26 protein-coding genes, 2 pseudogenes and 1 other annotated feature are annotated in these 22,771 nt (G+C 38.7%); of the genes and pseudogenes, 22 read left to right on the top strand and 6 right to left on the bottom strand.

Annotated features, from left to right (window positions below):
- Window positions 1–11 precede the first annotated feature (11 nt).
- The 8 genes from MKX65_RS10960 to MKX65_RS10925 all read left to right on the top strand — a co-directional run bounded on the left by MKX65_RS10960 (window position 12) and on the right by MKX65_RS10925 (window position 7,534).
- Window positions 12–1,166, top strand: a complete 1,155-nt coding sequence (locus MKX65_RS10960; protein WP_340903618.1) for a Ger(x)C family spore germination protein — start codon at window positions 12–14, stop codon at window positions 1,164–1,166.
- A gap of 16 nt (window positions 1,167–1,182) precedes the next feature.
- Entirely contained in the window at window positions 1,183–1,347 is a 165-nt protein-coding gene (locus MKX65_RS10955) for a hypothetical protein (protein WP_160548043.1), read from the top strand.
- Window positions 1,348–1,477: 130 nt separating this feature from the next.
- Window positions 1,478–1,627 (top strand): hypothetical protein, encoded by a 150-nt coding sequence (locus MKX65_RS10950; RefSeq protein ID WP_340903615.1) that lies wholly within the window; start codon window positions 1,478–1,480, stop codon window positions 1,625–1,627.
- A 149-nt stretch (window positions 1,628–1,776) separates the two neighbouring features.
- Entirely contained in the window at window positions 1,777–2,259 is a 483-nt protein-coding gene (gene tnpA, locus MKX65_RS10945; protein ID WP_340903614.1) for an IS200/IS605 family transposase, read from the top strand.
- Between the two features lie 227 nt (window positions 2,260–2,486).
- Window positions 2,487–3,905, top strand: coding sequence for an amino acid permease (locus MKX65_RS10940; protein ID WP_340903613.1), 1,419 nt, complete (start codon window positions 2,487–2,489; stop codon window positions 3,903–3,905).
- Between the two features lie 82 nt (window positions 3,906–3,987).
- The gene (locus MKX65_RS10935) at window positions 3,988–5,085 is read left to right on the top strand and encodes an alanine racemase (protein ID WP_160546152.1); all 1,098 of its coding nucleotides are present in this window, start codon (window positions 3,988–3,990) and stop codon (window positions 5,083–5,085) included.
- Window positions 5,086–5,140: 55 nt separating this feature from the next.
- Entirely contained in the window at window positions 5,141–5,473 is a 333-nt protein-coding gene (locus MKX65_RS10930; protein ID WP_160546151.1) for a nuclear transport factor 2 family protein, read from the top strand.
- Window positions 5,474–5,572: 99 nt separating this feature from the next.
- Window positions 5,573–5,796: a binding site (T-box leader), on the top strand.
- Between the two features lie 46 nt (window positions 5,797–5,842).
- Window positions 5,843–7,534: a 2-isopropylmalate synthase gene (locus MKX65_RS10925; protein WP_340903610.1), complete on the top strand. Its 1,692-nt coding sequence runs from the start codon at window positions 5,843–5,845 to the stop codon at window positions 7,532–7,534.
- A gap of 66 nt (window positions 7,535–7,600) precedes the next feature.
- Here MKX65_RS10925 and MKX65_RS10920 read toward each other — a convergent pair whose 3' ends face one another.
- Entirely contained in the window at window positions 7,601–7,816 is a 216-nt protein-coding gene (locus MKX65_RS10920; RefSeq protein WP_160546149.1) for a hypothetical protein, read from the bottom strand.
- 815 nt (window positions 7,817–8,631) lie between these two features.
- Here MKX65_RS10920 and MKX65_RS10915 point away from each other — a divergent pair.
- The 6 genes and pseudogenes from MKX65_RS10915 to MKX65_RS10890 all read left to right on the top strand — a co-directional run bounded on the left by MKX65_RS10915 (window position 8,632) and on the right by MKX65_RS10890 (window position 12,957).
- Window positions 8,632–9,051 carry an RrF2 family transcriptional regulator gene (locus tag MKX65_RS10915; protein WP_160546148.1) on the top strand — a complete coding sequence of 140 codons (420 nt, stop codon included), beginning with the start codon at window positions 8,632–8,634 and terminating at the stop codon, window positions 9,049–9,051.
- A gap of 61 nt (window positions 9,052–9,112) precedes the next feature.
- Window positions 9,113–9,412: an iron-sulfur cluster assembly accessory protein gene (locus tag MKX65_RS10910; RefSeq protein WP_160546147.1), complete on the top strand. Its 300-nt coding sequence runs from the start codon at window positions 9,113–9,115 to the stop codon at window positions 9,410–9,412.
- Between the two features lie 41 nt (window positions 9,413–9,453).
- On the top strand, window positions 9,454–9,825 hold the full coding sequence (locus MKX65_RS10905) for an IDEAL domain-containing protein (protein ID WP_340903605.1): 372 nt from the start codon (window positions 9,454–9,456) through the stop codon (window positions 9,823–9,825).
- A gap of 16 nt (window positions 9,826–9,841) precedes the next feature.
- Window positions 9,842–10,132, top strand: a pseudogene (gene trxA, locus MKX65_RS10900) (thioredoxin).
- 36 nt (window positions 10,133–10,168) lie between these two features.
- A complete protein-coding gene (locus MKX65_RS10895) occupies window positions 10,169–11,200 on the top strand; it encodes an oxidoreductase (protein ID WP_160546145.1) in 1,032 nt (343 codons plus the stop codon).
- Between the two features lie 503 nt (window positions 11,201–11,703).
- The gene (locus tag MKX65_RS10890) at window positions 11,704–12,957 is read left to right on the top strand and encodes a sensor domain-containing diguanylate cyclase (protein ID WP_340903603.1); all 1,254 of its coding nucleotides are present in this window, start codon (window positions 11,704–11,706) and stop codon (window positions 12,955–12,957) included.
- Between the two features lie 32 nt (window positions 12,958–12,989).
- Here the strand turns inward: MKX65_RS10890 and MKX65_RS10885 are convergent, their stop codons facing one another.
- Entirely contained in the window at window positions 12,990–13,946 is a 957-nt protein-coding gene (locus tag MKX65_RS10885) for an alpha/beta hydrolase (RefSeq protein ID WP_340903601.1), read from the bottom strand.
- Window positions 13,947–14,099: 153 nt separating this feature from the next.
- Between MKX65_RS10885 and MKX65_RS10880 the strand changes: the two genes are divergently transcribed.
- On the top strand, window positions 14,100–14,519 hold the full coding sequence (locus MKX65_RS10880) for an RrF2 family transcriptional regulator (RefSeq protein ID WP_340903600.1): 420 nt from the start codon (window positions 14,100–14,102) through the stop codon (window positions 14,517–14,519).
- A gap of 45 nt (window positions 14,520–14,564) precedes the next feature.
- Here the strand turns inward: MKX65_RS10880 and MKX65_RS10875 are convergent, their stop codons facing one another.
- On the bottom strand, window positions 14,565–15,884 hold the full coding sequence (locus MKX65_RS10875) for a prolyl oligopeptidase family serine peptidase (protein WP_340903599.1): 1,320 nt from the start codon (window positions 15,882–15,884) through the stop codon (window positions 14,565–14,567).
- 257 nt (window positions 15,885–16,141) lie between these two features.
- Window positions 16,142–16,324 (bottom strand): annotated as a pseudogene (locus MKX65_RS10870) (DinB family protein); the annotation flags it as partial.
- Between the two features lie 340 nt (window positions 16,325–16,664).
- On the opposite strand from MKX65_RS10870, the gene MKX65_RS10865 reads away from it, so the two are divergent.
- The 7 genes from MKX65_RS10865 (at window position 16,665) to MKX65_RS10835 (ending at window position 22,075) form a co-directional block, all read left to right on the top strand.
- Window positions 16,665–17,162 carry a hypothetical protein gene (locus MKX65_RS10865; RefSeq protein ID WP_340903597.1) on the top strand — a complete coding sequence of 166 codons (498 nt, stop codon included), beginning with the start codon at window positions 16,665–16,667 and terminating at the stop codon, window positions 17,160–17,162.
- A 339-nt stretch (window positions 17,163–17,501) separates the two neighbouring features.
- Window positions 17,502–18,221 (top strand): CAP domain-containing protein, encoded by a 720-nt coding sequence (locus MKX65_RS10860; protein ID WP_160546139.1) that lies wholly within the window; start codon window positions 17,502–17,504, stop codon window positions 18,219–18,221.
- Window positions 18,222–18,361: 140 nt separating this feature from the next.
- The gene (locus MKX65_RS10855; RefSeq protein WP_160546138.1) at window positions 18,362–18,787 is read left to right on the top strand and encodes a hypothetical protein; all 426 of its coding nucleotides are present in this window, start codon (window positions 18,362–18,364) and stop codon (window positions 18,785–18,787) included.
- A gap of 268 nt (window positions 18,788–19,055) precedes the next feature.
- Window positions 19,056–19,937: an EamA family transporter gene (locus MKX65_RS10850; protein ID WP_160546137.1), complete on the top strand. Its 882-nt coding sequence runs from the start codon at window positions 19,056–19,058 to the stop codon at window positions 19,935–19,937.
- A 120-nt stretch (window positions 19,938–20,057) separates the two neighbouring features.
- Window positions 20,058–20,969: a ParA family protein gene (locus MKX65_RS10845; protein WP_160546136.1), complete on the top strand. Its 912-nt coding sequence runs from the start codon at window positions 20,058–20,060 to the stop codon at window positions 20,967–20,969.
- 9 nt (window positions 20,970–20,978) lie between these two features.
- Complete coding sequence (locus MKX65_RS10840) at window positions 20,979–21,557, top strand: hypothetical protein (protein WP_160546135.1); 579 nt, start codon at window positions 20,979–20,981, stop codon at window positions 21,555–21,557.
- Between the two features lie 56 nt (window positions 21,558–21,613).
- Complete coding sequence (locus tag MKX65_RS10835) at window positions 21,614–22,075, top strand: DUF4231 domain-containing protein (protein ID WP_160546134.1); 462 nt, start codon at window positions 21,614–21,616, stop codon at window positions 22,073–22,075.
- A gap of 3 nt (window positions 22,076–22,078) precedes the next feature.
- Here the strand turns inward: MKX65_RS10835 and MKX65_RS10830 are convergent, their stop codons facing one another.
- Together MKX65_RS10830 and MKX65_RS10825 are read right to left on the bottom strand one after the other, a co-directional pair.
- The gene (locus MKX65_RS10830; RefSeq protein WP_160546133.1) at window positions 22,079–22,447 is read right to left on the bottom strand and encodes an SMR family transporter; all 369 of its coding nucleotides are present in this window, start codon (window positions 22,445–22,447) and stop codon (window positions 22,079–22,081) included.
- Window positions 22,444–22,770, bottom strand: a complete 327-nt coding sequence (locus tag MKX65_RS10825) for a DMT family transporter (RefSeq protein ID WP_160546132.1) — start codon at window positions 22,768–22,770, stop codon at window positions 22,444–22,446. Before MKX65_RS10825 ends, MKX65_RS10830 begins: the two co-directional genes overlap by 4 nt.
- Between the last annotated feature and the right edge of the window lies 1 nt (window position 22,771).

The following is a 22,771-nucleotide window of genomic DNA, read 5'->3' as shown; positions in this document are numbered from 1 at the left end:
GATTGATGGTAATGATGAAAGTAACTAGAATGTTCTCGATAGGTATGATGACTCTTATTTTACTTACAGGATGCTGGAATCGTATAGAAATTAACGATATTGCTATCGTTACAGCCATTGGATTTGATCTTACCGAAAGTGATCAAATCCACTTATCACTTCAAGTTGCCATTCCCTCAAAATTAGGATCATCTGGACCAACAGGAGCATCAAGTGAGAAAAGTACTTTTGTCATTTCAGAGACGGGTTCAACCATTGCGGAAGCTTTCCGTAACATCCAAGGGAAGCTTGCGAGGACCATATTCTTTTCCCAAAGCCGGATTGTCATTATTGGAGAGGAATTAGCCAAAAAAAGTGTCTCTCATGTGATTGATTTTCAAACAAGGTATGCCGAACCTCGGATCAACAGTTTTATTATGGTTACAAAAGGAGAGGCATTTAACCTTATCAAAAGTATCCCGAAATTTGAAAGTATTTCGGCAGAAGAAATGAAAGAACTGGCTAAACTAGATGTCAGCCTAAAGATTTATATTAGAGATTTTCTGAATATGCTTCTTACAGATGGTATAGAGCCCTTTGCTCCAAAAATTACCTTAAAGCCATTAGAAGTAAATACAAAAAATAATTCAGAGAATACACTGGCTGTAGATGGAATCGCTGTTTTTAAAAAAGACAAGTTAATTGGTTGGATGAGTGCAGAAGAAACACGGGGGCTTTTATGGTTACGGAATGAAATGGAAAAAGGAGTCATTACGACTAACATCCCGGAGGACAAAGGTGGTGGGAATATTAGTATGGAAATTGATAGAGCAGAAGTGAAAGTTGTCCCCGTCATTACGAACCAAGACCTAAAGATGGACGTGAATATCATTACAGAATTGACAGTCATAGAAAATGACTCACAGCTGGAGCTTTTTGATACAAAGATAATTGAAGATGTACAAAAAGAAATTAATAATCAAATAAAGAATAGAGTTCAAATGGTTGTTGATAAAGGGCAAGAAGAGTATAACTCAGATATTTTTGGCTTTGGACATCTAGTTTATCAAAAATATCCAAAAGAATGGAATGCAAATTATAAAAACAATTGGGATCAGAAATTTCAAGAGTTAGAAGTATCCATTCATTCAAAAGCTCTTATAAGAAGAATCGGATTAACCAAATAATATAAAGGAATGGAATATGCTGAAGATTCTTATGATTGTCCTCATTTTTATTTCATTTTTTGTAGTTGAAGCGGCAAAGTTAGTAAGAAAGAGAGAAATAAAAGAGTTAGCTGTTTTTTCCTTTCTTATGATCATTGGACTAGCCCTTAGTCTGTTTATGATTATTCGCTCTTTTGTATAGAATGAATTAGTGCCTACCAAAGTAGATTCATTTAACTTTCATCATTATTGGTCTTTCTCCTTAGGGAATAAAATCATACGATTCATTAGATAATATTCGTAACGTATGTCATAAGAGGAGTGTAACCAACTTGACTAAAAAAGACGCGTTTCAGTGCCAAGAAGACATGGATCAAGTTCATCACCAACTCATCGAACAAATCGCTCGAATCAGTGTGTATGAAGAAGAGGAGCGAATGAGAGACGAACTGGAAATGCAAAAATCGGAGAAAGCTGACTGAAGGTGAGGTCAGCTTTTTGTTATGGAAACGAAAACCCCGGGCTAGGCCCGGGGTTCCAAAAAGCTTTCAGCGTGGTATTAAAAAAACTTCCCCATGGTGCTAAAATATTTTTGGTTCGCCAACCAAAATACCAGCACGGAGGAAGTCCCATGTCTAAAGACAATAATAGTTTAGCACACACTACCTGGAATTGTAAGTATCACATCGTCTTTGCACCAAAGTATAGAAGACAGATTATCTATGGGAAAATCAAAAAGGATATTGGAGAAATACTACGCACATTATGTGAAAGAAAAGGTGTAGAGATTATTGAAGCTACAGCATGTAAGGATCATGTACATATGTTAGTGAGCATCCCACCAAAACTAAGTGTATCTGCATTTGTAGGTTATTTAAAGGGAAAGAGTAGTTTAATGATATTTGACCGACATGCAAACCTGAAATACAAGTACGGTAATCGTAAATTTTGGTGCACAAGATATTATGTAAATACAGTTGGAAGAAATAAAAAGGTAATTGAAGAATATATACGTAATCAAATACAAGATGATATAGTCGCAGAACAATTAACAATGATGGAATACATTGATCCATTCACGGGTGAAGAAGTAAGGAAAAAGAAACGAGGTTAAAAGGGAAGAAGGCCTTTGAGGTCTGGCCAGTAGAAGTAGTACACTTGGCGAACCCTTCAGTAGCCCTTTAGGGTTTGGTCAGTAACAAAGGCTTTCAGCCGCAGAGAAAACCACCCATTATCACGGGTGGTTTTTATTTTATATTTAACAACTTTTTGAAAAAAGTATCCTTTCCCCATTTGCGCAAATAATAACGGTACATCATGAAGAAAATGGGTGAAAAGTGAATGAAGAAAGAACGAAGAGGGTTGTCTGCTTGGCAGCTGACGATGATGGCGCTAGGAAGTGTCATTGGGGGTTCCTTTTTCCTCGGATCCTCGGTTGCCATTAATGCTGCAGGACCTGCGATTTTGATATCGTTTATATTAGGGGGAGCACTTGTTTATTTTATCCTTTATGCGTTGTCAGAGATGACGGTAGGAAGTCCAACGATTGGATCATTTAGTACCTTTGCAGCCCGAGAACTTGGTCAGGGGACAGGCTTTGTCGTTGGCTGGCTATACTGGACGGGTACGATACTCTCGATGTCCAGTGAAGCGACAGCGATTTCCATGCTTATTAGCAATTGGTATCCAAACGTGTCAATCGCTTGGCTTGGTGGATCAATCATAGTAGGAATTACCCTGATCAATTTATTAGGAGTAGACAAGATTGGGAAGCTTACCAGTGGGTTATCCGCAATTAAGGTGTTTGCGATTATCTTCTTTATCCTTACCGCATTAGGGTTAATTTTCGGAGTGTTCCCTGGTGCTTCTGCGATTGGGTTAGGCGAAGTCACGAGACAGCCCTTCATGCCAGGAGGTATCAGCGGTATTGCAGGAAGTATGTTACTCGTCATTTTTACATACGCTGGATTTGAGATTATTGCCCTCGCTGCAACTGAGGCCGACAATCCCACCGACACCATTCCGAAAGCGATTCGTAATACCGTGCTGTGTTTGGTTGGGCTATATCTGTTATACGTGCTTGTGTTACTGCCACTTATCCCGACAGCGGTTTTAAGTGAAAATGTCAGTCCAATGGTCGCATCACTCACTCGATGGGGAATTGATTGGGCTGGGACCGCATTGAACCTAGTGTTAATTTCAGCTATCCTCTCAGCCATGCTGTCAGCTGTATTTGGATTAGGTAGAATGATTCGGTCCTTGGTGATTGAAGGTCATGCACCACAAAGATTAAAAGACAATACAGACGTTCCTTATCGGGGAATATTATTTTCTGGCTTTGCGATGCTCGGCGGCTTATTATTCGGACTTATGTTTCCAAGAGCGTACCTGGTATTAATCACATCAGGTGGATTTGCTTTAATCTTCACTTATGCCGTAATCATGGCCAGGCATATTCGATATCGGAAAAGAAATGGCTGTCCTCCAGGAGGTATTTGTCAGATGCCTGGATTTCCTTATACATCGTGGATTGCGTTGATTAGCTTAATCATTGTGCTACTCAGTATGCCGTTAATTCCTGGGCAAACCGCGGGCTTAGTGACTGGTATAAGCATGGTGGTGTTCTTCTCCTTAACGTTTTTCGCCATGAGTCGAAGAGGTGGTCTACAAGGTAGCGACGAGAGAGTAAGAGGTACGCTGCAATCGAATTTTGCAACGGAGTTTTCTGAGGAACTATATGGAGATAAGGATAAAAAATAATCTATTGAACTCTTCTTGCATCCATTCAAGAGGAGTTTCTTTTTGTATAATGAAGGTAAATACGACATAAAGGAGAGCATTTATGTACAAGTTAGACACACCTTCATTGCTTCTTGACTATCAAAAGCTATTAACAAATATAAACGAAATATCAACCTTTGCAAAAGAACAACGAATCGCTTACCGTCCACATATTAAAACACATAAGTCGATAAAAATTGTCCAGCTACAGATGGAAGCAGGTGCCGTTGGGATTACAACGGCAAAAATTGGTGAAGCTGAAGTGATGGCTGCTGGTGGAATCAAAGATATCTTAATCGCTTATCCTATTTCTAGTCCTGATAAAATTAAACGATTAGTGAAACTTCTTGATCAAGGAGTACATATAAAGATTGCTGTTGATCACATAGAAGCTTTATCCTATTTGCAAAGAGAGTTAGAACATACTCCCTTTACACTTGAGGTATGGATTAAAGTAAATTCTGGACTAAACCGCTGCGGAGTGGAACCAGGGAAGGAAGCGGTCATCTTAGCGAAGGAGATCATGACTCATTCCAAGTTAAAGCTTGGCGGTATTTTTACACATGCAGGGCATTCCTATGCTGCAAAAACAATAGATGAGATTGAAAGGATTGGACATTACGAAGGACTAAGCGTGGTGGAAAGTGCCAAAGAGTGCGAAAAAGAGGGGATCCGAATTCCTGTTCGCAGTGTTGGTTCAACACCAACCTATAAAAGGGCTGGAAAAGTAGCAGGGGTGACCGAAATCCGACCAGGAAATGCAGTATTTTTCGATGCTATTCAGGCTGGGTTGGATGTGACATCGATTGACCGTTGTGCACTTACACTTCTTGCTTCAGTTGTGGGAGTCTACAAGGACAGAGTTATTTTTGATACAGGAAGCAAAACACTTTGTTTAGACAAAGGAGCACATGGGAATCAGACCGTTACTGGCTTTGGACATGTAATCGGACATCCGGAAATCGTCATCGAACGCTTGTCGGAAGAACATGGAATAGGAGTTTTATCACAGGAAACGACATTAAAGCTAAATGATAAAGTGCAAATCATTCCAAACCATGCATGTACAGTGGTTAACCAGTTTGATGAATATGTGGTACACGAGAATGGTCGAGTGATAGATGTTTGGAAGGTAGATGCTCGGGGGATGGTAAAATAAGTGATAAGTAATACTATGTTAAAATAAGTTTTTAATTATAAAAGAGGTGAACTCATTGTCCATAGAAAACATCGTTCAACAACAAATACAATTGTACAACGCCGGAGACATTGATGGCTTTGCAAGTACATACGCTGATGATATCATTGTCTATACTTTTCCAGACAACACGGTCACACTGAGCGGTAAGGAAGCCCTGATCGAACGGTATACAGAAACCTTCAAAAAGAACATGCACGCAGAAATCAAAAATCGGTCGATCGTCGGAAACAAAGTAATTGATTGGGAGTTTGCCACCAATGGCTTAACAGGTGAGACGGTAAGCTTAATGGCCATTTACGAGGTGAATAACAACCTAATTTCAAAAGTATGGTTTATAAGAGACTAATGGCTTTATTAATAATCTTTTTTTGCACAAATGAAATTTTTCGGAAAATTGGTTGACTTATCTCCTGTCTCATAATAGAATTAAGAAAATTTAAAAAGTTGAAACACAGTGAATGGGAATATTAAGGTTCATTTATTGTTTAGAGAGCTGTCGGTTGGTGAAAGACAGTCAATAAATCCCCCAACTCGCCCAGAAGTGGTAAGGCTGAAGTGGTAGTAGGCCTTAACGGATGACAACCGTAATCAAGTCATAAAGTGGGTTTGTTGCATGATAAACAAACCAAGAAGAGTGGTACCACGTAGGCAAAGCCTGTCGTCTCTTATGAGATGATGGGCTTTTTATATTTTCTGATGAAAGGTCGTTGTGACAATGGAAAAATTTGAGAAGTACTCTAGAAGTTATTTTATGCCTCCTGTCAAAAGCATGAAGTGGATGGAGAAGGAATACATTACCGAAGCACCTTTATGGTGTAGTGTGGATTTAAGGGATGGAAACCAAGCGTTGGTTGTTCCGTTAACACTTGAAGAAAAGCTAGAGTACTTCCAATTGCTCGTAAAAATTGGGTTCAAAGAAATTGAAGTTGGCTTCCCGGCTGCTTCTGAAACGGAATATACATTTTTACGTACATTGATTGAACAAAACTTAATCCCAGACGATGTGACGATCCAAGTGTTAACACAATCCAGAGATCATATCATCAAGAAAACGTTCGAATCGCTTCAAGGAGTAAAAAAAGCTGTTGTCCACTTATATAATTCAACGTCTGTTGCTCAAAGGGAACAGGTGTTTAGAAAATCAAAAGAAGAAATCGTAGATATTGCCGTAACAGGTGCGAAGCTACTTCAGAAGTATGCGGCGGAAACAGAAGGGGAGTTTGTTTTCCAATATTCGCCTGAGAGCTTTACTGGAACGGAAATGGAGTTCGCGCTAGATATATGTAATCGAGTCCTTGATGTCTGGCAGCCAACAGCTGAAAACCAGGTAATTATCAATCTACCAGCAACAGTCTCTCACTCGATGCCACATGTGTATGCGAGTCAGATTGAGTATATAAGTGATCACTTAAGCTACCGAGACAACGTCATTCTATCGATTCACCCGCATAACGACCGTGGCAGCGGAATTGCTGATGCCGAATTAGCCGTGTTAGCGGGAGGACAACGAATTGAAGGAACATTGTTCGGAAACGGTGAACGAACAGGGAATGTCGATATCGTGACACTAGCTCTGAATCTATACTCTCACGGGGTGGATCCAAAGCTACACTTCGAAAATGTCATCGAAACCATGGAAACGTACGAGCGTTTAACTAAGATGAAGGTTCATGAAAGACATCCATACGCTGGGAAACTAGTATTTACAGCGTTCTCTGGTTCCCATCAAGATGCCATCACAAAGGGCTTCAAATGGCGTGAGGAAAAAGAAAATGTTGCGTGGAATGTTCCTTACTTAGTGATCGATCCAAAGGACATTGGTAGAGAATACGAGGGCGATATTATTCGAATTAATAGCCAATCGGGTAAAGGTGGTATTGGTTATCTTCTTGAACAGCAATACGGTTTTGATCTCCCACCAAAAATGCGTGAACACTTTGGGTATGCCGTCAAAAATGTGTCTGATCATGAAAACAAAGAGCTTATGCCTAGTGAAATTTACGACATCTTTATCAATGGCTATGTGAATATTGCTGATCCAATTCAGTTCATCCAGTCGAAATCGGCTAAAAATGAAAACTATGATACGATTGTTTCGGTAAAATACGAAGGAAGTCAATTGGAGATTCCAGGTGTAGGTAATGGCCGATTGGATGCAGTGAGCAATGCACTACAAACCAAGTTCGGTATAGAGTTTGCTGATCTAGAGTACAAACAGCACGCACAGGAAATGGGTTCTAAATCAAATGCTGTCTCTTATATTGGGATAAAAGATCAAAACGGCACCGTCCATTGGGGCTGTGGAATTGATACAGATATTATGACTTCATCCATCCGTGCATTATTTAGTGCCGTGAATGCTTTGATGAAAAGCAATCGGAAAATGGAAGCCATTGCTCATAAGTAACAGATAAGCTAGCCTAAATCGTATGCTGATTTAGGCTTTTTTCATTTAATGTGAGAGTTTCAATCTTTATTTATGAAAGGATTCTCTTTTTGCTCTTACTCTGTGAATGTTTCCTGTTAAAGCAAACAATACCCCGGTTAGAGAAGAAAGGTAGAGGGCTACACTCCCACCCTTAAACAGAAAGACCATTCCATTTCCAACAAGTAAAAATCCTCCGGTAAGAAAGTATAGCAGAGACAGATTTTTCGCCTCTTTGGTAGAATATTGTTTTTTATTAAACATGAGTCTGTACCCTCCTAATTAAGATCGTCTATCTATACTACCAACTATTTTATGTTATTGCATTTATTGGAAGAAGTACAACAAGAAATGTAGTTTTAAACTAAAATTTACCTACAAAGGAAAAATGATCCTTTTCGATGTGGTATAATAGAGTAGACAATTGCATAAGGCAGGGTGGGGCGATTGAGCCTTCCGTATGGGAGGTGATAAGTATCGTAGATTTGAATACCGCAATGTTTATGATCGCGCTGGTAACTCTAATCGTACTTTTGATTGATAAAATAAAAAAGTAAAACCCACCCTGATCTTGGCGGACAGGTGGGCTCTACTTAGTAAACACTAATGTTCATGCCAATCGCATCATTCTGCGATTATGCGTTGTCAAGGTAAGCGTAGTGTTCCGAGCACTGCGCTTATTTTTATTATTTGGAATATCTAACCTTATTATAGACTAATTTTACAAAAAAATAAATGAATTAAAATGGAATCTTATAACAAATTCCAAAAACGAAATGGAGATAGTGGAAAGGCATTTAACAAGCTGCTCTAGAATCAGTTGACTATAGGATAATTACCAATACCTTTGGAAAATATAAATCAATAATATGGTAAAAACTGGAACCATCTGTATTCATTTCCTATCCATTTCTTCATTTTTCTAATTGGTTATTATCTTGTATCAGGGAGGTATTTTGAGGAGTTAAAAAGTAGATAGGCATTAAATATTTTGTGGAAATAGGCTTTTGCACTTGACATGTTTTACTGTAACGATTATTATTACAGTAAGATTTAAAAAAATTCGTAGGAGGCAACCCATGAATAGTGATTTCACCCTTGCGATTCACAGTTTAACTCTTCTGGCGTTGCAGCCGGACCGAATGTCAACCAGTGAATATATCGCGGAGAGTGCAGGAGTACATCCCGTTCGAATTCGTAAAGTGCTTAGCTTGTTAAAGAAGAATGGTTTTATCATATCCAAAGAAGGTACAGGTGGCGGATTTATTTTTGCCTTGGACTTGGATCAGGTCAATCTTTGGAATATTTATCAAATCACTTCTGAAGGTGCTCTCCAGCCAAAATGTACAGAGTCTAACGGTCAGTGCATTGTTGGAGCGAATATGAAGAGTGTTCTGTTCTCCATCTTTATGGGGGCGGAAGCACATTTGGGTGAATATTTGAAAGAATACACGATAAAAGAAGTCGTTGAATTGGTGAAACAAAAAGAAACCTATTAGCACGTTTCTTTTTCGAATAAATGTAATAAAAATCATTACAGATAAAGAAGGAGACCGACCCATGAAAGTAAAAATCAATCGTAATGCAGCAAAGGTATTAAAGAGAATGTTGGAAGGTGAAGAGGCACAAGGAAAAATGGTTCGTGTATTCGTGACAGAAAACCATGTGAATCACGCTCACTTTGATCTTAAGCTGGACACTCCAACCGAGCATGATGAAATTGTAAAAACAGATAAAGATATTGAGATTTTGTTAGATCGTCGTGAAAGCTTTTTAGATGGCGTATGGATTCAATATTTCTTTCTACCAAAGGAAGAATTTATGATTACGAATCCATCCACAGGATTTCACCAGCATTAATCGCTAGTTAAAATGTAAAATAAAACATTACAGTTAAGGTGGTGCAACGTGATGAAACCTTTCCAAGTGGGAGATTGGTAAGAGGGAAAACAAACTATGGGGAGTTGTTTCATGGTTATATTCATAGCGATGAACCATTCTCACAGAACATGAAAGTCAGAGTCATCAAGAGCGATAATGAAGAGATGGAGGGAAAGGTGATCTCAGCGAATCCTATTAAAATGAGACGCTTAGAAACATCCGCAACCTATTCCAAGGATTCAATCCTTGCACTAATTGATATTGCCCTTTTAATCAAGGACAAAGAATGGTTTATGGAACTTACCTCCTTGTTAACGAAGCCAACCATACTTGAAGCACAAATGATTAATAAATCAGCGATCAATCGCATAGAAAAAAGACAGAACATCTAAAGAAAGAGGGATAAACATGAGCATTGTGAAGATTAATGATGATACGTTTAAAATGAAATAAGCAACGGGTTAGTCCTTGTTGACTTTTGGGCACCTTGGTGTGGACCATGTAAAATGATTGCGCCTGTTTTAGAAGAAAGTAAAAATTGCTAAACTAAATGTAGACGATAACCAAGTCACAACAGCTGAATTTGGAGTCATGAGTATTCCAACCCTGCTTGTATTTAAAGACGGGGAAGTGGTCGAAAAGGTTATAGGATTCCAGCCTAAGGAAAATCTAGTAGATGTACTATCTAAACATCTTTAATAAAAAACGTGCCCTGCACCAAAAAGGAGTTTACCGATGAATCATTTATTCACCCCTTATGAAATCAAAGGACTATCATTAAAAAACCGTGTTGTTATGCCACCTATGTGCCAATATTCCGTTACGAATAAGGATGGTATTGCTACCGATTGGCACTATGTGCATTATGTAAGCCGCGCCATTGGTGGTGCCAGCCTAATCATTATTGAAATGACAGACGTAGAGCCAGACGGCCGCATTAGTGATTACGATTTAGGGTTATGGTCCGACGAACAAATCCCTGCACTTGCTCGCATTGTGGAAGCTTGTCATCAGTACGGTGCAAAGGTAGGCATTCAAATTGCGCATGCTGGACGTAAAGCGCAGGATGCAGCTGAACCCGTTGCACCATCTGCAATTCCGTTTGATGGGAATTCAAAAACACCAAGAGAACTTTCCACCGTGGAAGTAAAAGAAATGGTTGAAAAGTTCCGTCTAGCCGTTCGCCGTGCTTTACAGGCGGGGGTTGACGTGATTGAAATTCACGGGGCACATGGATATTTGATCCATCAATTCACCTCTCCATTCACGAATAAAAGAACCGATGAATATGGTCAAGAGCTCACCAAATTTGGCCGTGAAGTCATAGAAGCTGCAAAAAGCGAAATGCCTGAAGATATGCCGCTAATCATGCGAATCTCTGCTAGGGAGTATGTGGAAGGTGGATATGGTATTAACGAAAGCATCGAGTTCTCAAGAGTATTCCAGCAAGCGGGCGTAGATATGTTCCACGTAAGTGCGGGTGGAGAAGGACCCATTGCTGCTGCCGGCAAACCTGGCACACATGTTGCGTATCAAGTACCATTAGCTAGAGCCATCAAAGAAGAACTGAATGTCCCTGTGATTGCCGTGGGCCGCTTAGAAGAACCAGCACTTGCTAACTCCGTAATTGGAAATGAAGACGCCGACCTTGTTGCGGTGGGAAGAGGAATGCTAAGAAATCCTTACTGGGCCATTGAAGCAGCAACGGTATTAAAGAAAGAAGTAGCATTACCGAAACAGTATGAATTCGGTTTTCCGAGAAATTAAGATTCACTTTAGTCCATTTAGCTATAGCTAGCTAAGTGGACTTTTTATTTGTAGATAAAAATTACTCCATTAAATGCCATCCCCTTAAATCTACGATATACTTATTTTAGTATATTTTTACATTTTTGTATAATTGGATAGAGGGGGAGCCTTGATGACAACCTTATATTTTGTGAGACATGCACACTCTACTTATACACCTGATGAAGTGTAAAGGCCTTTGTCTGAAAAAGGCTATTCTATTAGTATCCTCCATACCCGTAAGGATAAGGAGGGTAGTAATACTGGTAACCTAATAGTCTATATATATTCTCCTCCTCTTTTATTTTATATCCCAAGATATTCCACTACCACTTAGATTTCTCAATTAACGAATCTTTCTTGATATTTCCGTTTGTTTTTCCAATAAAAAAGAAATATAATGAGTGGATAAAAAATCTTAATCTGTTCAACTAAAATATGAAATGATAGAAACTCAAAGATTTAAAAGGTGGATACTACTAGTGTTACAAAAAAATATACTTGAACAACCTGATGCATTAAAGTGTCTTTTTGACAATCATCCAGACGGTATATGTATTTTAGATGGGGACGGTAAGTTTTTATACGTAAATGAATCGAATATCACGATGTTAGGCTACACACATGATGAGATATTACAAACATCGTTGAATCATCTACTAAATTCACGAAGAGCGAACATAAGTAATAGTGTTACAAATATCAAAAGCAGTTCTAAACTGGCTATTAATCATAAGAAAGGCTACTTGGTTTATGTTAGATTAACGAGTATTCCCCTTGTTAGTGATGGGCTAGAATTCGGAAGTTTCATCAGATTTGAAGATATCTCTCAACAAGTCGAACAAACCAAGGATTTATTCGATATTCAGGAAATGTTCACGTTAATTTCAGAAAAGTCCCAAAACATCATCTCTTCAATTTCAGCCGATGGTGTATTCACTTATATCTCACCAACTGTAGAGGCATTGCTGGGCTATACACCAGAAGAGGTGATTGGGAAACCAGCTGCATTTTTCAACGACCCGGATACGAATAAAAAATTTGTAGAGCATCGCAACTCGTTGTTTATCGATCAAAACACGGTGCGATTTACCGGTCGTGTTCGGAATAAGTCTGGGGAATACCGCTGGTATGAAACTACGGCTGAGTATATCCGTGATGAAACTGGAAACATCATTCAAACGATTTGTGTGGGACGTGACGTTAACGATCGTAAAAAAGCAGAAGAGACAATCGCACACCTAGCTTACCACGACAGCTTAACGAATTTGCCGAACCGACGTTTTTTTAAGAAATATGTAACGGAAAAATTAGAAGAGTCTAAAGATGAACTTCACAGTTTAATGTTATTAGACTTGAATGGGTTTAAATATGTGAACGATACTTTTGGACATGACATAGGAGATCTTCTTCTTTTGGAAGTGGCAAACAGATTAAAAAACGTAGTTGCAGACAACGATTTCGTGGCTCGATGGGGTGGTGATGAGTTCACGGTCCTTCAATCGCATTTAGAAAACAAGGCTGATGCAACAGCCTTAATGACAAGAATAAAAGAAATAATCGCCGAACCAATTATGATTGCAGGCAATACACTTTACATTACTGCAAGTGTTGGAGTCTCATTTTTTCTTGAAGATGGAGATACAGCAGAGACACTCATAAAAAATGCGGATGAGAGAATGTATCGTGCCAAGAACCAAGCGAAACTTTTGGAACAAAAGAAGAACCCTCATTAAGCTATGAGGGTACTGTTGTTGTTAGAGAATAATTAAGCCTCTACCTTCACGACTCTTTCGAAGCCTTTTTTAACGGCTTGCACATATTCATTCATCGCGCGAACAGATATGTCGGCGTTAGGGTTTATAGCTTCGAATCCATGATAGGCCCCAGGATATAAGTGAAATTCTACATCAACACCAGCTTGTGCAAGTTTAGTCACATACGTTAATGTTTCATCACGGAATGGATCTAATTGACCGACACATGTGTAGGTGTATGGCAAATTACGATAATCTTCTGCGCGAGCAGGTGCTGCATAGGCAGGGATTTTTTCGGTATCATATAATTCTCCTAAATACATTTTCCAGCCGGCTTCATTTGTTTTTTGATTCCAAACAAATCCTTCTTTAATCTCATTGGTAGAAGGGGTATTATTTTGGTCATCAATCATAGGATAGAGCGGCATTTGGAAACAAATAGAAGGGTATTGTCGATCGCGAGCTAAAAGAGTCAAAGCAGCGGTTAGACCTCCGCCAGCACTTGCGCCTGCAACACCGATTCGATTCGGATCAATATTTAGTGCCTCTGCGTGATCAGCGATCCATTTTAAAGCCGCATAACAATCCTCAATTGGTGCTGGGTAAGGATGTTCGGGTGCTAATCGGTAGTCCACCGAAACAACCACACATTGGGCTTCTTTTACAAACCTCATACAAAGATCATCATTATCATCAATTGATCCTAAGATATACCCGCCGCCATGTATCCATAAAAGGACAGGTAAGGTTTCATCAATTGATTTTTCACGATAAATTCTTATGGGTAATGGATTTGAATCAGGTCCTACAATGATCTCATCTGTTAATGAAAGGGAATCATCAACGTTTGCAGGTGGTCTCATCTGAGCAGCGCCTTCTCTGATGGCTTGTAAATACTCAGGTTGTAAAACAAGGTCTTGAAACATGTCTAGGCCTGCTAATAACTCGGGATTTACTCGATTCTTCATTTCAACACTCCTTTTGTAATCGTTTTCAGGAATGAAGTGTATTCTAGGAAGTCTAATTGTGATAAAATCATCACAATTAAATTATAGTGCGTTTATGTTATAATAGTCAACGTAATATTCAAAAAATTAAAACTTCTTTTAGGGGGAAGTTTCATGCAACTAATCATACAAGCAGGGGACTTAGGACCTAAGTGGTTTCATGTGGCATTAAGAACGCTCGTACTACTTGCTTCCACAGAAGGGATGTTAAAAAGTCATTATATAGCTGAACGATTGGGTGAAGACCCAACATTTGTACGAAAGATTTTATCAAAGTTAGCAAAATCTGATTATGTGAAATCTCACGGAGGCAGATATGGGGGATATAGTATAAATATTTCGCCTAATGAACTAACCGTAAAGGATGTTTATCGAGCATTAGGAGATAGTTCATCCACACCATTCTATACCGTTCCTTCTACGGGAGTAGAGTACTATATATCACAGATCATCAATAAAGCAGAAAAAAGTTTTCAAGATGAGCTAAATGCATATACAATTCAAGATATCCTAGATTTTAAGGATCGGACATAAGAAAATGCACTCTATAAAAATAGAATGCATTCTTCTTTGAAAATATTATTTAGACTGGGCAGCCATCCATTCCATAATTGTTGTTGTTTTCCCGTCGATTAAGGTAGTTGGTTCGTTGTTGTAAACATAGATCCACGACCAATGTCCAGGGTATTGATATGGAGTACCATCTGCGTTTTTATATAATCCCGATGTGTCATGAACATCTTTAAATAATGATAAATGGACATTGGTAGCACCAGCTTTAAGTAAACGTTTATACGTTGGTATAGTGTTTTGTTCAGGGCGAAGAGTGGTGTCGTTTTCCGCATGTACAAACCAAATTGGCGTTTGTTTCAGAGCTTGAATATCTTTATCCGTAATTAACGTATCATTTAAACCTTCACAGACAGGGTAGGCTGCCGCAAAGTATCCTGGATAATCACGAACCATCAACATGGTCATATATCCGCCGTTCGAAGCTCCGCCAATGTAAATGCGATTTGGATCCACATCTTTATGATTCGCCACATAATCTTCAATTAAAGCCATAAGAGACTCTTGATAAATGGACGTTCCATCAGCAGAGCCTGAAACACCTTGCATCCATCTAGTTGGTGTTTGAGGTACTAACACATGAGCACCATCAAAATAGGATTGAATTTCTTCAGACGCAAAGGCAGTAGCTTTGTTAGCTGAAAGAGGGATGGTGGTATCAGTTCCACCTTCACCGCCACCGTGCAGCCAAATGACTAGTGGATTCTTTTCTTTTCCTTTTGTTTTTTGAGGTTCATAGTTTGCAAATGTTAAAGTCGTATCTTCATGTGTGAAACTTCCAGATGAGAAATCGTCAACCAACTCTCTCGTTCCTCCATCACTTGAAGTGACAACTAATCCTGAAATCTTTCCAGAATTGTATACAATATCCTTCACTTGCGTAATGGTATAGTCACTTTCAACCCAGTCGTTAAATCGATAATAATTCAGAGCGGATCCTAATGAAACAGTTGGTCCAATCTCCATTTCTAATACAACATATTTCCCTCTCACTGCAGGATTTCCTTTTGCATCAGAAACATAAGCGTTGGTGACCTTCCGATTTCCTTCCTCTAAAAATGGATTAGTTAATCTGCTATCACTTCTTTTTACGTGAACGTTAAATGTATCTTTGGTGACCGAATTCTGGGGGATAGGGGTGTTAAGATCGACGATGACCTTTGTAATAGCGGCGCCCCAGTCTTCAATTTCTGTGACGGTTCGATAAGTGGACGAGTTTGTGTCTAATTGTTTAGCAGCAGATGCATCGATAGTGAATGAAAAAGTCATGGCAGCAGCAAAGGTTACCATCATAGCGGATTTTACACGTTTTTTCATTTTTTTTAACATGTCTTCATTTTCCTCCTTTGTGTGAACAAGTCATGGGCATAGAAACACTACATTAGGAAAAAAAAAATGATCCCTCCTCTATTATATTTTTATGTAAGCCCTTACAAATTAAAGATTATCATGAAAAAGACGATAGGATAAGGGCTGATGTATAGCAATTTTTTGTGTTTACGAGTATTTTTTTATTATATTCAGAAAATTAAGATAAATATTAAATCCACAAGAGTCGTATTACCTAATAATGAAGATCAAGCGAATTATTTTCTCAAAATCCCTAAATATTCCTTCCACGGACCAACATCGCTTTGGTATCTTTTGGCCATCACACGTACAATTTGTGCCATATGGGTTAGATCATGTACAACCGATGTGGAAATCAACTCTCTTACCTTTACCACACCAAAAGCAGGATGGATGCCAGTTAACTCAAGATGTACCTCTTACGTGATATAAAATATTTACGAGAGTTTTATGTAAAAAATGGCCAAAAGCATGTGAAGTTTTATTTTCCAGCTGGGGAGAAATCCCTGATGACATAAAGAGCTTGATTGACTTTCAATTTGAAGCAACGAAAGTCTATGAATCATAAAAAAAGGAAAAAAGCTGTTAAACCTCTGGATTTTGTTTAACAGCTTTTTCATTAGTTGGGGTTCTACCTTGTAAATAATCATCTTCTTCGTTCATCATTCATAGACTTAGGTAGAAAAATGTTTATCGAGGTCACAGTTGTGTGTAGGGTCCTTGTTCATCATGTGCTATTTTTCAATGGAGGTTATGAATATGATTAATTTTTATTCTTTCCAAGGTACCGTTACTATGATTAGTGATTTTTACACGGGACAAAATGGGGAGACAGCAGGATGTAATAAATTCATTTCGGTTGTGAATGAAACGGGAGCAGTGGTTAATTTCGTCGTTTCTCCAAGCACTTATTTCGTTGATCAGGCTATTGTGGCCATCGGAGATCGTGTAACGGGTTATTATGATGGAAATGCACCAACTATTCTTATTTATCCTCCACAGTATCAAGCATTGGTTATAGTGAAAGAAGCAACAAATCGAAATGTCAAAGTCGATTATTTTAATAATCAGTTGGTAAGTAGCGATGGACAATTGCAGTTAAATCTCTCACCATATACGCCAATCTTATTAACGAATGGTCAACCTTTTTCTAGTATCCCTGCGAATCGAGATTTAATTGTCATCTATGGACCTTCCACTATGAGTATTCCTGCTCAAACTACACCGTATCGGGTCATCGTTTTGTGTTTTCAATAGTTCTATCCTGGAACTCGTTAATCATAACGAGTTTTTTCGTAAAGATAGAAATTATATTGAAATATTTGTTATACAACTACTTACAAATAAAACCTGTCAATATTCATTTTCACTATAATTATTGGTACAACTTGAAAAAAATAGTAGATTTATAGAAATTTGGTAACAACCTTTTTTAAAGCAATAAATCCTTTATACGGAAAAGGCCGACGAAGTTTTACTAACCAGTTTTTAGAAGGTAATAGTTAGAACTGTAAATTCCTTCCTGAAATATGACAAAAATCGTATGATACGATGAAATTGTCATGAACGACCAATTGATTTTAGGAGGAAGAACACATGATTAAGAAAAAAGTCATTCTTACAGTTGCTGTTGCGGCAGCATTAGTCGTAGCAAGTCCAATGGCACAAAAAGCGAGTGCTGCTGAAAACACGACGACTGTTCATCAGAAGGTATACGTGTATCAGGGCTCCAATGTAAATGAATTAAATAGTTACCTACAAAAGTATTTTGCTAATCTTGGAATCAAGTTCAATACAAATACAACAACAACGACAGTGACGCAACAGCCAACTCAACAAACAGTTGAGACGCAGCAACCAACAGAAACAACCACACAACCGGCTCAGCAGCCAACAACAACCACCGAACCAACTCAAACTACTCAAACAACAAGCGCATTAAGCGCGTATGAACAAAAAGTAGTTGAACTGACGAACCAAGAGCGTGCGAAATACGGCTTAGCGGCTTTAAAAGTGGATAAAGCTTTGAGCAAAGTGGCTCGTGAAAAGTCACTTGATATGTCAAAGAATGGCTATTTTAGTCATACAAGCCCAACGTACGGTTCACCTTTTGATATGATGAAGCAGTTTGGCGTTTCTTATCAATATGCAGGTGAAAACATTGCGATGGGACAAAGAACTCCTGAAGAAGTGGTACAAGCATGGATGAATAGTGAAGGACATCGTAAAAATATCTTAAGTGCAAACTTCAACTACATTGGCGTTGGGTATGTAGAATCAGGGAATTATTGGACGCAAATGTTTATCGGTAAATAAAAGATGATTTGTGGAGCGTATCTAAATGGATACGCTCTTTTTAGTAGCCCCTCATTGACATAAGAGTGATTGTCCCAAACATACAATAAAAGAATTAGATGGTCATTCAGACGAGTAGTCAATATTAGGAGGGTGTTTACATGTTAAAGCATGTGTGGAAAAGCTATCGAATGATTCAAGAATTGCTTAAAGAATTTCCGGTTAGTCATACCCCTATAGAACAACAAATGACCCCTCTGCTGAATGGTGCAAACACGGTATTATTCTCCACGCTATCAACCTTGCAACAATTCCCCTTAGCAAAAAAACAACTTAAATACTCGTTGTCTGCAATTTATCATAACGTCGAAGAATTGGACCGACTCATGCGCTCATGGGTACGAGCATCCACGTGGATGGATAGCGCAGACAGCGATGAAATCGAACGACGCAAGCAATTACTGTATCAACTAAATGACCAGCTAAAACAGATGGTCCCTTATATAGAAGATCTTTATGGAATCGAGGAATCTCATACTATCGTTCCAGCGTTATATCGGAGTAAGAAAGGGTTGATGTCTGGGTAATGGGTGGTTTGGCCGAAAAGAAGGACGTTCATATCCAAAATAAAGACCGTTCTTGTAGTTCCTAACTCTGCGAATGGTCTTCAAAATTCAGATGAAGACCATTTGTCTGAATAGAAACTACCGTTACAGTCTTCATAACGCCAGAAGACCATTTCTCGCTTCTACGAACAATCCATAGGTAGTCATCAACCTAATCCCGGTAAAAATGAATAGATTACTATATAATGTTAGGGAATAGCTTTAATACCAAAAGGAAGTGACCTTACATATGAATCCCATCCTATTCGGTAGCCTTGTCATCCTTACCACTTTTCTAATGGGTTCCTCTTTTGCAGTGGGAAAAATCGGACTCGCCTATGTATCTCCACTCTTGTTAGTGGGCCTACGGTTTACGATCGCAGGCATGATCATGGCATTATTCGTAATGAAAAAGCCACTTCCACGCAAAACTCTCGACTGGGGTCGAGTGATTCTAGTAGGTTTTTTCCAAACTGCGGGAGTCATGGGTTGTATTTTCCTAAGTCTACGAACGATCACAGCAGGTGAATCATCGATTCTCACCTTTAGTAATCCGTTAATGGTAGTCATTCTAAGTACTCTTTTCTTAGGTGGAAAATACGAAGTCCTACAGTGGCTTGGGGTTATTTTAGGCTTTGCCGGTGTGTTTATTACCCTAGGCTTTCATCTACAAATACAGGAGGGCACATTACTTGGACTTGGATCCGCCATCTCATGGGCTACAGCGACTGTACTAATCAAAGCGTGGGGACAACGTTTTAATGTATGGGTCTTAACGGCTTATCAGATGCTGTTTGGAGGGATTCTTCTTTTAATTATGGGGGTAACGATGGAAACTCCTAAACTCGTCTTTCATCCGACGTCCGTCTTTATCATCCTATGGCTAGCGATCATGGCATCGATCGTCCAGTTTGCCGTCTGGTTTTACCTCTTAAACCAAAGCGATCCAGGCAAGACGAGTGCATTTCTGTTTTTAGCACCGTTTTTTGGAGTGCTCACAGGTTGGCTGTTATTGGACGAGGTAGTGGATTGGTACGTGTGCATCGGTGGTGGTTTTATAATACTAGGCATTTTCTTTGTGAACTGGACTTTTAAACCAAAGGATATGCCCAGCTCTGAAAATGGTTATTAAGGGACTTAACCAATGAAAGGCTAGGTCTTCTTTACATATAGAAAAAATCCCTCGCATATACATAAACTGTGAGACAACGAACGGACCACAGGAGGAGATGCATTTGGGATAATTTCAGTCATGAATTATAAGGGTGGAGTAGGGAAGACAACGGTTACATCAAACCTAGCAGCGGAACTCGCACATCAAGGAAAGAGAGTTCTACTTATAGATTTAGATCCTCAAGCAAACTTAACTCTTTCGTTTGTCAGTTTTGAAGAGTGGCGAAATTTGGACCAACAGAAAAGAACGATTAAGGACTGGTATGACGAATTTTTAGACCACAACACGAACGCACCTTTAAGAAATTCCATTATTACTCCTTATCAAGTGAACAATCGGCTTCATTCTTTTTTTAATCAGGATGGAAAAATTGACCTTATTTGCTCTCATTTAGAATTAATTCATGTGGATATGGAGCTATCAAGCAGACTCGGTGGACCGACGGATCGAGCCATTCGTGGGAATTATTTACGTGTGTTATCACTTTTAAAAAGAAATCTAGATTCTCTTAGAGGGGAGTATGATGTAATCTTAATTGATTGCCCACCTAATTTTAATATTGTGACGCAGAACGCCATGGTCGCAAGCGATTATTACATAGTCCCTGCGAAAGCAGATTATTTATCCACCCTCGGCATTCATACTCTTATACGACATATCCATATTTTAAAAGACAAATACAACCACCATCTTCGTCAGGGGGACGCTTACCAGTTAACTGAGATTTCTCCAGAAATGTTAGGTGTGGTTTTTACGATGATCTCCACCAATGGAAAAAAACCAATAACCATTCAACAAGAATACATGAGACAAGTGAGAAATGATTTTCATATCTTTACCTCTTTTCTGCGTGAAAATAAGACACTGTATGCAGATGCCCCTGAATCAGGCATACCTGTGGTGTTAAAGAAGGTCAAAAGGCAACAAGAAGATGTGATCAAGGAAGTGAAAAACCTTGCGATAGAAATACAGAAATTGACAAATTTATAGGAGGAAAATATGTCTAAAAAGAATGTTGAAGAAATATTTCAATTGATATTGGATACCTTGAAGCAATTGTCTGAGGAACAGGTTGAGAACCTAAGTAGTGGTAGTGCAACTCTAAAATACACCGAAACTACTACAAAAAAAGTGCATCCTTATGAAGAAATTAGAGAAAAAATTCAACAAGCACATTCAATAAGTGACATTGAACAGATATTAACAACTCATACCAAAAAGTCTTTGCTGTCCATTTCTAAATATTATCAAATTCCAACAAAATCTTCAGATACAAAAGCGATCCTAACAAATAAAATAGTCACTCATTTTGGGAAATCTACGAAAAAAATACCGGAGGAGTCAACCGAGTTCGAAAACATCCAGCAACAACTTGAAAAAATAGAAACGATTAAGGATGGAAAAACATTCATCAATAACCATGCTACTCTTAAAACCAAAGTAAACTTAATAAAGCTAGCCAAGTCACTAAATGTGTATGTTGATCCGAACAATAAAAAGAAAGACATTCAATCAAGAATCGTGGAGTCCATTGTCGGTGCCAGACTAAGGGGAAAGGGAATAAGAGATAGAGTGTAAGAATGATAAAAACAACCTGAGACTTAACTCAGGTTGTTTTTATAGGAGGCGACCAGATGAGTATGGAGAGTAAGTTGAAGTATTTACTTCAGGAAATTAACGAGAATACTTCATTCTTTGAAAAAAGAAAAGACAAACATAAAAAGCGAGCCTACTGGTTAAAGTTGTTATCCATTATAGCCTCATCCATTGTCACGCTGTTACTAGGATTAAAGGCAGTTAATCTGACCCTTTTTTCGAATATCGCTTTATTTTTTGCTGCGTTAGTTACGATATTCAATGGAATCGAAGGCTTTTTTAATCATAGGGCCCTGTGGTATAAAGATACAAATACGCTAATTCGTCTTAAACAGCTAAAAAGAGAGATAGAATTTCTCATTTCAGGAGAACAAGAAGACTCGATATCTATCACTCTTCTCACACAATATAAAGATATGCTTCAAGAAATCTTGATGGAAGATGTCCGTTCATGGTCCAGTATTCACGAACATCAAAAGGACGAACCATCAGATGGGTAGATATTATTTAGACAAAGTGGCCATGGTATTAACATCTTCACTAACTTCTTCAGTCTCTGTCGAAGAATTTAACAGAACAACTCCACCGATAATAAAAACAATACCCACTAACATAAGGACCGTTAGAACTTCACCCCAAAATACGACACCTATCAAGGCAGTCAAAGCGGTCCCTACACCAGACCAAATCGCATAGGCTAAGCTAAGAGGAATCGTTTTTAATGATAGAGATAATAGATAGAATGCGAGCCCATAACCAACAGCAACACCCACAGAAGGAAGTAAGTTACTCATTCCATCCGACAGTTTCAGCAAGGAAGTAGCTACTAATTCAGAAATAATGGATATGGATAAAAATAGATAACCTTTCATGAATGAGCTCCTCCCATATTTAATAGTATCACTCCACCAATAATGAGCAGGATTCCCCAAACTTTTTTCCTATTAAAATGTTCTTTGTAAACCAAGACACCCACAAGTGCGGTGAGAGCGGTACCTAATCCAGCCCAAATGGCATAGGCGACACCGAGTGATAGGGTTTGAAGAGAAAGGGATAAGCAATAAAAAGCCAATCCATAACCAATCACGAGCCCAAGGGTAGGGAGAAGCTTTTTAAATCCATTTGTCGCTTTAAGCATAGAGCTGCCAAACACTTCACAGACGATTGAAACGATCAGAAGAACATATGCATTCATA

The sequence above is a fragment of the Robertmurraya sp. FSL R5-0851 genome, assembly GCF_038002965.1.
Taxonomy (GTDB): domain Bacteria; phylum Bacillota; class Bacilli; order Bacillales; family Cytobacillaceae; genus Robertmurraya_A; species Robertmurraya_A beringensis.
The sequence above is the reverse complement of the archived record's forward strand: the minus strand, read 5'-3'. Positions and strand labels throughout refer to the sequence as shown.